The sequence below is a fragment of the Streptomyces sp. ISL-66 genome (assembly GCF_018614135.1).
Lineage (GTDB): Bacteria > Actinomycetota > Actinomycetes > Streptomycetales > Streptomycetaceae > Streptomyces.
Window position 1 is genome coordinate 1 of record NZ_JAGGOW010000209.1, and the last position, 10,634, is coordinate 10,634.

Annotated in this window: 10 protein-coding genes and 1 riboswitch; of the genes, 4 read left to right on the forward strand and 6 right to left on the reverse strand. The window is 73.8% G+C overall.

Annotation, left to right across the window (positions count from 1 at the left end; translation table 11 throughout):
• The 5 genes from J7E97_RS32970 to J7E97_RS32990 form a co-directional block, all read right to left on the reverse strand.
• Positions 1-856, reverse strand: an 856-nt coding sequence (locus J7E97_RS32970) for an ABC transporter ATP-binding protein (protein WP_215034910.1), incomplete at its 3' end; no start/stop codon positions are given.
• Between the two features lie 50 nt (positions 857-906).
• Positions 907-2,091: an energy-coupling factor transporter transmembrane protein EcfT gene (locus J7E97_RS32975; protein WP_374224298.1), complete on the reverse strand. Its 1,185-nt coding sequence runs from the start codon at positions 2,089-2,091 to the stop codon at positions 907-909.
• Between the two features lie 260 nt (positions 2,092-2,351).
• Positions 2,352-3,011, reverse strand: coding sequence for an SCO2322 family protein (locus tag J7E97_RS32980; RefSeq protein ID WP_215034898.1), 660 nt, complete (start codon positions 3,009-3,011; stop codon positions 2,352-2,354).
• Positions 3,011-4,258: a prenyltransferase/squalene oxidase repeat-containing protein gene (locus J7E97_RS32985; RefSeq protein WP_215034900.1), complete on the reverse strand. Its 1,248-nt coding sequence runs from the start codon at positions 4,256-4,258 to the stop codon at positions 3,011-3,013. The genes J7E97_RS32980 and J7E97_RS32985 overlap by 1 nt, the downstream gene beginning before the upstream one ends.
• A 138-nt stretch (positions 4,259-4,396) precedes the next feature.
• Positions 4,397-4,476: riboswitch (cobalamin riboswitch) on the reverse strand.
• A 79-nt stretch (positions 4,477-4,555) separates the two neighbouring features.
• Positions 4,556-5,692: an MBL fold metallo-hydrolase gene (locus tag J7E97_RS32990; protein WP_251055519.1), complete on the reverse strand. Its 1,137-nt coding sequence runs from the start codon at positions 5,690-5,692 to the stop codon at positions 4,556-4,558.
• Between the two features lie 182 nt (positions 5,693-5,874).
• Between J7E97_RS32990 and J7E97_RS32995 the strand changes: the two genes are divergently transcribed.
• The 3 genes from J7E97_RS32995 to J7E97_RS33005 all read left to right on the forward strand — a co-directional run bounded on the left by J7E97_RS32995 (position 5,875) and on the right by J7E97_RS33005 (position 8,401).
• On the forward strand, positions 5,875-7,347 hold the full coding sequence (locus tag J7E97_RS32995) for an aldehyde dehydrogenase (protein WP_215034902.1): 1,473 nt from the start codon (positions 5,875-5,877) through the stop codon (positions 7,345-7,347).
• Positions 7,347-7,580: a ferredoxin gene (locus tag J7E97_RS33000; RefSeq protein WP_215034904.1), complete on the forward strand. Its 234-nt coding sequence runs from the start codon at positions 7,347-7,349 to the stop codon at positions 7,578-7,580. Before J7E97_RS32995 ends, J7E97_RS33000 begins: the two co-directional genes overlap by 1 nt.
• Positions 7,581-7,762: 182 nt before the next feature.
• On the forward strand, positions 7,763-8,401 hold the full coding sequence (locus J7E97_RS33005; RefSeq protein WP_215034906.1) for a hypothetical protein: 639 nt from the start codon (positions 7,763-7,765) through the stop codon (positions 8,399-8,401).
• Positions 8,402-8,528: 127 nt separating this feature from the next.
• Here the strand turns inward: J7E97_RS33005 and J7E97_RS33010 are convergent, their stop codons facing one another.
• On the reverse strand, positions 8,529-9,215 hold the full coding sequence (locus J7E97_RS33010) for a TetR family transcriptional regulator (RefSeq protein ID WP_251055521.1): 687 nt from the start codon (positions 9,213-9,215) through the stop codon (positions 8,529-8,531).
• A gap of 216 nt (positions 9,216-9,431) precedes the next feature.
• On the opposite strand from J7E97_RS33010, the gene J7E97_RS33015 reads away from it, so the two are divergent.
• The coding region (locus tag J7E97_RS33015; RefSeq protein ID WP_215034908.1) for a glycosyltransferase family 4 protein at positions 9,432-10,634 on the forward strand (1,203 nt) is incomplete at its 3' end.

Here is a 10,634-nt window from a genome sequence, read left to right on the forward strand (position 1 = left end):
ACCCGGCGGACCCGGCGGACCCCGCCGGGGGCGGGGGTGGGGCGGGGAGGCGGGAGCGGAGGTTCGGGGTGAGGCGGCGGGCGTCGCGGATGGAGAGGGGGAGGGGGGACCAGTTGGCGAGGCGGCCCAGGGCTACTACCGGGGGGTGGACCGGGGAGACGGCCATGATCGAAGACGGGGAGCCCAGGATCGGAGGGGCGCCCGGGGAGGGGAGGAGCAGGACCTGGTCGGCGTACTGGATCACCCGCTCCAGCCGGTGCTCCGCCATCAGGACCGTCGTGCCGAGGTCGTGCACCAGCCGTTGGAGGACGGCCAGGACCTCCTCGGCCGCCGCCGGGTCCAGGGCGGACGTCGGCTCGTCCAGGACCAGGACCCTCGGGTGCGGAGTCAGGACCGAGCCGATCGCGACCCGCTGCTGCTGGCCCCCGGACAGGGTGGCGATGGGGCGGTCGCGCAGTTCGCCGAGGCCCAGGAGGTCGAGGGTCTCCTCCACGCGGCGGCGCATGACCGCCGGGGCCAGGCCGAGGGATTCCATGCCGTAGGCGAGTTCGTCCTCGACGACGTCGGTCACGAAGTGGGCCAGCGGGTCCTGGCCTACCGTGCCGACCACGTCGGCGAGCTCGCGCGGCTTGTGCGTGCGGGTGTCGCGGCCGGCGACGGTGACCCGCCCCTGGAGCCGGCCCCCCGTGAAGTGCGGGACCAGGCCCGAGACCGCCCCGAGGAGCGTGGACTTGCCGACTCCCGAGGGGCCGACCAGTAGGGTCAGCTCCCCTTCGGGGAGCGTGAAGTCGGCGTGGGAGAGGGAAGGGGAGCGCGCTCCTTCGTACGTCACCGATACGTCGTCGAAACGGATTATTTCGGTCAGTCCATTCAGTCCGTTCAGCCCGCTCGTTCCGCTCGTTGTGCTCATTGCGATGCCTCCTTCGCGGGTGTGGGTGCGGGTCCTGGGGCCACCCAGGCGGGCAGCAGGCCGATCAGGATCACCGCGGCCGGCCAGAGCGGCAGGCCGGGCGCGACCAGGGGGACGACCCCGGGGCGCAGACCCTCCGGGTCCAGGGACGCGGCGCGGATCAGTAGCGCCGCGACCGCCGCGCCCGACCCGGCGACGAGCCAGGACCGCGGACCCCACCGGTCGGGCCGGTACCGGGTCCGGATCGACCGGCGGCCGCCGAGGCGGAGCCCCGCGAGGGCCAGGACGAGGCCGGCGAACAGGATCGGCAGTCCGTACGCGGCGCCCTCCGCGGCCAGGAGTCCGTACGTGCCCGCGCAGATGCCGAGGAGGCCGCCGAGGGTGAGGGCGTTGGTGGTGTGGCGGACGGCGGCCGGGACCTGCGCGGTGCGGCCGTAGCCGCGGGCGTCCATCGAGGCGGCGATGGCCACGGAACGTTCGAGCGCGCCCTCCAGGACCGGCAGACCGATCTGGAGGACGGCCTTGACCCCGCCGGTCGGGCGTCCGCGCAGCCGACGGGCGGCGCGGAGGCGGACGACGTCCGCGACCATGTTCGGCGCGAAGGTCATGGCGACGACCACGGCTACGCCCACCTCGTACAGGGCCGCGGGCAGGGACTTCAGCAGCCGCGCCGGATTCGCCAGGGCGTTGGCGGCGCCGACGCAGATGAGGAGCGTGGCCAGCTTCGCGCCGTCGTAGAAGGCGAAGACCAGCTGCTCGGCGGTGACCCGGCCGCCGAGGCGGATGCCCTGGGCCCGGGCGGGCAGCGGGAGTTCAGGGAGGGTGAAGAGGGTGTGCGAGCCGGGGATGGGGGAGCCGAGGAGCATGGAGAAGAGGAGGCGCAGGCCGATGACGAAGAGGCCGAGCTTGACGAAGGCGCCGTACGAACGGGCCCAGGGCGCGTCGGTGCGGCGGGCGGCGACGACGTAGCCGGCGACGCCGACGATCAGCCCGAGGAGGAGCGGGTTGGTGGTGCGGGAGGCGGCGGTGGCGAGGCCGAGAGCCCAGATCCACCAGGCTCCTGCGTGCAGGGCGTTGGCACGCGTGGACTCGGGAGCCTGCCAGGGTCTGGCCTTCTTGTACGTCGGCACGCGCGGGGTGCCGTTCGCCGCCCGGCCGGGAGCGGGGCCGGTCGGGGTCACGACGTCGGGTGCGGCTCCGTGGCCTGTGCGGTGACCTGTGCCGTGAGCTGTGCCGTGGGTTGTGCCGTGGGCCGTGCGACCGGCCTGCCGCCGGGCTGGGTTCCCGTCTGTCCCGCCCGCGCCGCCCACACCACCCGTGCGGCTGGACGGCCGGGTGCGGGCGCCCCCCGCGGGGACCCCACGGCCAGCCGGACCGTCGGCCGGAGCCGGAGCCGGAGCCGGAGCCGGAGCCGCGGCCGGGCCTTCGGTGGGGGAATCCGTCATCGGGTGCGACGGCGGCGGGATTGCCAGACGGCGGCCGCGGCCAGGGCGGCTACCGCCGCGATGCCTGCGAGGAGGCCCGTCGAGGGGCCGCCGGTGTCGGAGGGATCGTCGGCGGCGGTGTCCGCGACCGGTTCGCCGCAGCCCTGCTTCGGGTATCCCGAGACCGAGCACAGCAGGGCCGCGTTGTTGTAGCGCAGCGGCTTCGCCACCTCCGCGAGGGCCTCGGCCGCCGTGGCGTCCGGGCCGACCCGTGCGCAGGCCGTGCGCGGTTCCTCCTGCGGCGGGGTGCCGCCCGCCGGGGCGTCCGAGCGGGTGCCGAAGTCGATGACCACGGCGATCCGCTTCTTGCCGTCCACCGCGGGGGTGGCCGAGCAGACCGCCGCGAAGTCGGCGCCGGCGCGCGGCGGGGCGGCCTGGTCGGCCGCGTCCTTGCTGACCACGAAGTGGAAGCCCTGCACGGAACCGTCCGCCGGGCGCAGCGACGAGGGGCCCTGGGTGGCGTACTTCCACTGGCCGCCCGCGCCGTCCCAGAACGACCAGTACCGGTAGGTGGAGGCGAGCGCGGGGGACGCGGCCAGCAGGGTGAGGACCAGGCCGAGACCGAGGAGGACCGGCGTCAGGCGGCGGTGGCGGTCGCGGTGCCGGTGGCGGCGCATCAGAGCTGGTTCTTCTTCCGGCGGCCGCTCAGCACGATGCCGATGCCCACGCCGGCCGCCGCGCCCGCGCCGATCATCCACCAGACGTCGTTGCTGCCGGAGTCGCCGGAGGCCTTCTCCTTGGACTCGTCGGACCCCGTGGCCTTCTCCGCCGCCGGGCCCGTCGCGTTCAGCGCCGCCACCAGGTCCGTGCCGCCGAAGGCCTTCGGGTCGGTGCCGGTCGCGTGCGCGGCCAGGATCAGGGTGCCGAGGCCGGCCGGGCTGCCCTTGGCCCACTCGGCGGAGTTGGCCTTCAGCCACTCCAGGGCGCCCGCCGCCGACTGCTTGTGCCCGGCCGCGGCCAGGGAGATCACCGCGTCGGCGGTGTTGCCGGTGTCCGCGGTGGGCTGGTCGGAGCCCGGGGTGAGGGCGGTGAGGTGGCCGTCCTTCTTCAGGGCCTCCGTCAGGTAGCCGGCCGCGCCCTGGGCGGCGGCCTTCGGGTCACCGGCGGTCGCCGGGCAGGCCAGCGGGGCCGCGGGGGCGTCCGGGGAGGAAGAGGAAGGGGAGACGACGGCGCCCGTGCCGAGGCCGGCCAGGACCGCCGCGGCCGTCGCGTCGGCGTTGGCGGGCAGCTTGCCGTCGGCGGTCGGCTGGTAGGCGAAGGCACCCCGGTCGGCGGCGGGCTCGGCCGAGCAGCCCAGCTGGAAGGAGAGCAGGCCGTCGTACGCGGACTTGCCCGCCTTCGACCTGACCTCGGCCGGCTTCTCGCCCGCCACCGCCAGCGCGCTGATCACCACGGAGGTGGAGCTGGCCTCGCTCGGGGAGCCGGGGACGTAGGCCCAGCCGCCGTCCTCGTTCTGGACGGACTTCAGCCAGGCGACGCCCTTCGTCACCGCCGCGTCCTGGCCGCCGAGCGCCTTCAGCGCCTGGACGGCCACCGCGGTGGCGTTCGTGTCGAGCACCGTCTTCGCGTCGCACGCGGCGCCGGTGTCGGCGCGGAAGGAGGCGAAGCCGCCGTCGGCGCACTGCTGGCCGACGAGCCAGTCGACGGCCTGCCGGGCGGGGCGGACGCCCACGGTGTGCTGGGCGAGGAGCGCGAAGGACTGCCGCCACACCCCGTCGTACGTCGGGTCGCTCTTGCCGAAGAGACCGGAGGGGACGGCGGGCGCCGGTGAGGGCGTGGCGACGTCGGCGAGGGCGGCGGGGGCGGCGCCCACGCAGAGCACGGCGGAGGCGGCGAGCGTGGCGGCGCTGCGGCGGACGTTCATGGCGGGGAGGGTGCCTCTCGTGCTGGGGACCCGGAGGCAGGCAGCACAGCAGGGGCTGGCACCGGGCTCCGGCTCCGTTGACCTCGACGGTGCCGGCCGCCGGAAGACCCGGCGGCGCGAGCCGCGCACTGCGGCACGGGGCATTCCGGCTCCCCGTCCCGGCGGAGTCGAGGCGGGTCACGGTTGCGGGTCAGCGCCGGAATCGCACCGGCTTCCCCCCGTACGTCAGTGTGGACGACGCCCATACTCTACCGGCCCGTAGCCGCCGTGCCCGGTGGTGCCGCCCGGGGGAGCCCCTTACAGGCCGCGGTAGGTCACCGGGTCGCTGTCCGGCACGGCCTCGGCGCGGCCCTGCTTCACGAGCCGCCGCAGGTGGGCCTCCGCTTCGGAGACGGCGATGTTGCGGGAGCCGTACGGGATCTGCTCCCAGGGGCGGTTCCACTCCATCCGCTCGGCCAGGGCCCACGGGGTCAGCGGCTCCGCGGCGAGCAGGCGCCACAGCCCGGTCAGCCGCTCCTCGTGGTGCTCCAGGAGCTCCCGTACGCGGCCGGGGGCGTCGGTGAAGGCGTACTGGTGGGCCGGGAGCACCTCGGCGGGCTGGAGGCGGCCGATGCGTTCGAGGGAGTCGAGGTAGTCGCCGAGGGGGTCGGTGGCCCGGGTGACCCCGTGCTCGTCGGGAGCCTCGTAGAGGCCGATGTGCGGGGAGATCCCGGGGAGCAGGTGGTCGCCGGAGAAGAGGCGGCCGTTGCCGGGCAGGTTCGCCGGATGCCGCTCCTCCAGGTGCAGGCAGACGTGGCCCGGGGTGTGGCCGGGGGTCCAGATGGCCCGCAGCCGACGGCCGGCCAGCGGTAGCAGCTCGCCGGGGACGATCTCCCGGTCGGGGACCGCGGCGTGCAGACCGGGCAGGGTGCGCGGGCGGCCGCTCGCGCGGGCGGCCCGCAGCGGGGCGATGTGCTCCTCGGGGGCTCCGGCGGTGGTCAGCTTCTCGCTCATGTAGTCGAACCAGACGCCCGGCTCGGCGGACCGGGTCCGTACGACGACCTCGGTGTCGGCGGCGTGCATGGCGATCCAGGCGCCGGAGGCGTCGCGGACCTGGCCGGACAGGCCGTGGTGGTCGGGGTGGTGGTGGGTGATGACCACGCCGTGGACGTCGGCGACGGCGATGCCGAGGGCGCCGAGGCCGGCGACGAGGGTGTCCCAGGACTCGGGGTCGTCCCAGCCGGTGTCGATGAGGACGGGGCCGCGGTCGGTGTCGAGGACGTGGACGAGGGTGTGGCCGAGCGGGTTGTCGGGGATGGGGACCTTGATGCCCCACACGCCGCCGCCGTGATCGGTGACGTGGGGTGCGGTGCCCGACGCGTCCGGTGCCGTGCCCGCCGTGTCCGGTGCCGTGCCTGACGTGTCCTCTGCCGTGCCTGACGTGTCCTCTGCCATGAGGGGCTCCGCTCTAACGAGAACATGTTGCAATGGTCGCCCAAGTCGACCATCTCCCGGTCTTCCTGACTAGTCGTTGGATCTTCCGTCCCGCTCACATGCCGGTTCGTGTCACGTCCGTGGACTCCTGGAACTAGAACTGGTATCAGTTCTGCATCGTCAAGCCGCAGGAGGCATCAGCCATGACCGAGCTCGTCGAACACGGACAACTGCTCATCGGCGGGGAGTGGACGGATCCGCTGGGCACCGAGACGATCAAGGTCGTCTCGCCGCACACCGAGCAGGTCATCGGCAGTGTTCCGCACGCCTCGAAGGCGGACGTGGACCGCGCCGTCGCCGTCGCCCGCAAGGCCTTCGACGAAGGTCCCTGGCCGCGCACCTCACTGGAGGAGCGGATCGCCGTCGTCACGCGGATCAAGGACGCGATAGCCGTCCGCCACGAGGAGATCGCCCGCTCGATCAGCTCCCAGAACGGGTCCCCATACTCCTGGAGCATCCTCGCCCAGGCCCTCGGCCCGATGATGGTCTACGACGCGGCGATCACCGTCGCCCGCTCCTACCCCTACGAGGAGTACCGCCAGGGCGTCCTCGGCAACATCCTCGTCCGCCGCGAGGCGGTCGGCGTGGTCGCCGCCGTCATCCCGTGGAACGTCCCGCAGTTCGTGGCCGCCGCCAAGCTGGCGCCCGCGCTGCTCACCGGCTGCACGGTGATCCTCAAGCCGTCCCCGGAGGCGGTGCTCGACTCGTACATCTTGGCCGACATCGCCCGCGAGGCCGGGCTGCCCGAGGGCGTGCTGTCGATCCTGCCCGCCGACCGGGAGGTCAGCGAGTACCTGGTCGGCCACCCCGACGTGGACAAGGTCGCCTTCACCGGCTCCGTTCCGGCCGGCCGGCGCGTCATGGAGGTCGCCTCGCGCAACCTCACCCGCGTCACCCTCGAACTCGGCGGCAAGTCCGCCGCCGTCATCCTCCCGGACGCCGACCTCGACTCCACCATCGCCGGCATCGTCCCGGCGGCCTGGATGAACAACGGCCAGGCGTGCGTGGCCCAGACCCGCGTGCTCGCCCCGCGCGGCCGCTACGAGGAGATCGCCGAGGCGCTCGCCGCCGCGGCCGGAGCGCTGGTCGTCGGCGACCCGCTGGACCCGGCGACGCAGCTCGGCCCGCTGGTGGCCAAGCGGCAGCAGCAGAGGTCCCTGGACTTCATCCGGATCGGCCAGGAGGAGGGCGCCAAGGTGCTCTCCGGCGGCGGCCGCCCGGCGGGCCTGGACCGGGGCTGGTACGTGGAGCCGACCCTCTTCGGAGACGTCGACAACTCGATGCGCATCGCCCGCGAGGAGATCTTCGGCCCGGTCGTCTGCCTGATCCCGTACGGGGACGAGGCGGAGGCGCTGCGGGTCGCCAACGACTCGGAGTTCGGCCTCAGCGGCAGCGTCTGGACCGGGGACGTGGAGCACGGCGTGGACTTCGCGCGGCAGGTGCGGACGGGCACCTTCAACGTGAACACCTTCAGCCTGGACATGCTCGGCCCGTTCGGCGGCTACAAGAACAGCGGCGTCGGGCGGGAGTTCGGCCCGGAGGGGCTGAGCGAGTACCTGGAACACAAGATGATCCACCTCCCGGCCGGGTACGAGCCCCCCGCGGCCGGTGCGTGATGGGTGACCGGTGGCACGTCGAGGTGGACCGGGGGGTCTGCATCGGCTCGGGGATGTGCGTGAACCACGCCCCGGAGGGCTTCGCGCTCGACTCGGCGCGCCAGTCGCACCCGCGTGCGGCGGAGACGGACGCGAACGAGCCGGTCCTCACGGCGGCGGAGGGCTGCCCGGTCGAAGCGATCGCCATCACCCTCCTCGGCACCGGCGAAGCGGTGTTCCCTCCGGAGGAGTGAGCCCGCGCGGGACCCGGGGGCGGGCAGGTCCCGCCCAGGCCCCGCCCCGGGGTGCTGCCCAGCTCCTGCCCGGGTCCGCCCGAGGCTTGGGCGGCGCGGAGCCGTGTGAGACTTCTGCGGTGAACGCCCGGCGCAGCGGCCGGGCGCCCGGGGCAGGGCGTGGCAAGGGCGGGGAAAGACGTATGCGCAGGATCGGTTGGACGGCCGGAGCGGCGCTCGGGGCGCTGCTGGTGACGGGGTGCGGGCCGGACGGGGGAACGGGCGGAGGGTCCTCGGCGTCGCCGTCGGTGTCGGCGTCGGTGTCGGCGTCGGCGTCCGGGCAGGCGAAGCCGTCGGACCCTGCCGCCTCCGCTGCTTCCGGCACCCCCGGCGCCTTCGGCCGGGAGCAGGCCGCGGCCGACATCACGGCCGCCACGACGGCGACCGGGCTGCCGCAGCCCGAGGAGCCGGCCACCGCCTCCCCGTCCCCGGGGCAGCCGGTCACGGCCGAGGGCGAGCGCCGCGCCGAGATCTTCGCCTGCATGGCGCCCTGGCAGACCATGGAGCCGGTCGAGCAACCCGAGAGCGCGTACGCGGCCACGGTCGCGGTGCTCGAGCAGCGCGGCTGGAAGATCGACGGCAAGCAGCTGCAGGAGGACGGGCTCACCCAGATCAAGCTGAAGAAGGAGGGCTGGGTCCTGTTCGCCCGCCGCTACGACTTCTCCGGCGGCAAGGGTCCCACCACGGGCATGCCCGACATGCTGTCCTTCTTCGCCTCCGACCTGGCCTGCGAGGGCCGCTTCACGGAGGCGGACATGGAAGCGGCGCTCACGGAGGGGTGACCTGCCGGTCGACCGGAGGGTGACCCCGGCGGACCCCGGCGGACCCCGGCGGCCCCGGCGGAACCGGACGGACCCACCGACCGGACCCGTACGGCCCCCGGCGAGCCCCCGACGGCCTACGGCGGAATCAGGCCTTTTCGCGGGCCGTCGGCGGCGGCGGCGTCGTCGGAGCCGTCAGGTCGATCAGGCGGCAGACCGTCTCGATGTCGATCTTCACCTGGGCGATCGAGGCCCGTCCCGACAGCCATGTGATCAGCGCCGAGTGCCAGGTGTGCTCGATCACCCGCACCGCCGAGAGCTGCTCCGCCGTCGGCGGGGCGTCCAGGCCCATCGCGTCCAGGATGATGGCCGTCGTCAGCCGGGACACGGTGTCCACCTCGGGGCTCACACTGCGGTCCGCGAAGGTCAGCGCGCGCACCATCGCGTCCGCCAGGTGCGGCTCCCGCTGGAGCGCGCGGAAGGCGCGCATCAAGGTCTCCGCGACCCGGGCCGCCGGTTCGTCCCCGGCGGGCGGGCGTTTGCGCAGCGTCGTGTGCATGTGCTGGAGCTGGTCCTGCATGGTCGCGACGAGCAGGTGCACCTTGGAGGGGAAGTAGCGGTAGAGGGTGCCCAGGGCCACGCTGGAGGACTCCGCCACCTCCCGCATCTGCACGGCGTCGAAGCCGCCCCGGCTGGCCAGCTGGGCGCTGGCGTGCAGGATCCTCCTGCGGCGCGCCTCCTGGCGCTCCGTCAGGGGCGGGGACGCCGGTGTGGTGACGGCTGAGGCCACGGCTGAGGTGAGGGCTGGGGTCACGGCCTTCGATTCCGCTGTCATCTGTCCCGTTCCAAGGCGTTCCCTGTCATTGCGGGGGCTGCTCCGCGCCCAGCATGACAGGCGCCCGAGCCGTGGCGCGAATCACCTGCCACCCCTCTTACGGTGTGGTTTCCGGCCGGTAGATTCAATGGTCTTCAACGGATCAAGTCTGAAACTTGTTCTACATTATGCGAGCGGTTACGCTCCGGCGAAAGTGCAGGGAGAAGGGGGCGGTGAGTGACCGCTGAGGCCATGGTGACGAGCCCTTTCGCGGGTTCCGCCGCCGACGACAGCCGTCCGCTGCGGATCGCGCTCCTCACTTATAAGGGGAACCCGTTCTGCGGCGGCCAGGGCGTCTACGTCCGGCACCTGTCGCGCGAACTGGTGAAGCTGGGCCACCGCGTCGAGGTCATCGGTGCGCAGCCCTACCCGGTTCTCGACAGCGACGCCCTCACCGGCGCCGGCGCCACCCTCACCGAGCTCCCCAGCCTCGACCTCTACCGCAGCCCCGACCCGTTCCGCACCCCGAAGCGCGACGAGTACCGGGACTGGATCGACGCCGTCGAGGTCGCCACCATGTGGACCGGCGGATTTCCCGAGCCGCTGACCTTCTCGCTGCGCGCCCGCAGGCACCTCGCCGCGCGCGCCGGCGAGTTCGACGTGATCCACGACAATCAGACCCTCGGTTACGGACTGTTGGGCGAGCTCGGCGCACCGCTGGTGACGACGATCCACCACCCCATCACCGTCGACCGCGAGCTGGACCTGGCCGCCGCCAAGGGCCGCAAGAAGCGGGCCTCCGTGCGGCGTTGGTACGGCTTCACCCACATGCAGGGCCGGGTCGCGCGGCGGCTGCCGTCCGTGCTGACCGTCTCCGGCTCCTCCCGGCAGGAGATCGCCGAGCACCTCGGCGTGCGCGACGAGCGCATCCACGTCGTCCACATCGGCGCCGACACCGACCTGTGGTCGCCCGACGCCTCCGTGGCCGAGGTGCCCGGCCGGATCGTGACGACCTCCAGCGCCGACGTCCCGCTCAAGGGGCTCGTCCACCTCGTCGAGGCGCTCGCGAAGCTGCGTACCGAGCGGCCCGAGGCCCACCTCGTCGTCGTCGGCAAGCGCGCCGAGCGCGGCCCCGTCGCCCGCGCGATCGAGACGTACGGGCTCCAGGACGCCGTCCGCTTCGTCAAGGGCATCACCGACGCCGAGCTCGTCGACCTCGTCCGCAGCGCCCAGATCGCCTGCGTGCCCTCGCTCTACGAAGGCTTCTCGCTCCCGGCGGCCGAGTCCATGGCCACCGGGACCCCGCTGGTCGCCACCACCGGCGGCGCGATCCCCGAGGTCGCCGGGCCCGACGGCGAGACCTGCCTGGCGGTGCCGCCCGGCGACGCGGGCGCCCTGGCCGCCGCCCTCGGCCGGCTGCTGGACGACCCGGCGCTACGC

Excerpts from the sequence above, each read along its gene's own strand:
- J7E97_RS33005 (WP_215034906.1), top strand. The coding sequence starts at position 7,763 with ATGCGCAGGATCGGTTGGACGGCCGGAGCGGCGCTCGGGGCGCTGCTG.
- J7E97_RS32995 (WP_215034902.1), top strand. The coding sequence starts at position 5,875 with ATGACCGAGCTCGTCGAACACGGACAACTGCTCATCGGCGGGGAGTGG.
- J7E97_RS33010 (WP_251055521.1), bottom strand. The coding sequence starts at position 9,215 with ATGACAGCGGAATCGAAGGCCGTGACCCCAGCCCTCACCTCAGCCGTG.
- J7E97_RS32990 (WP_251055519.1), bottom strand. The coding sequence starts at position 5,692 with ATGGCAGAGGACACGTCAGGCACGGCAGAGGACACGTCAGGCACGGCA.
- J7E97_RS32980 (WP_215034898.1), bottom strand. The coding sequence starts at position 3,011 with ATGCGCCGCCACCGGCACCGCGACCGCCACCGCCGCCTGACGCCGGTC.
- J7E97_RS33000 (WP_215034904.1), top strand. The coding sequence starts at position 7,347 with ATGGGTGACCGGTGGCACGTCGAGGTGGACCGGGGGGTCTGCATCGGC.
- J7E97_RS32985 (WP_215034900.1), bottom strand. The coding sequence starts at position 4,258 with ATGAACGTCCGCCGCAGCGCCGCCACGCTCGCCGCCTCCGCCGTGCTC.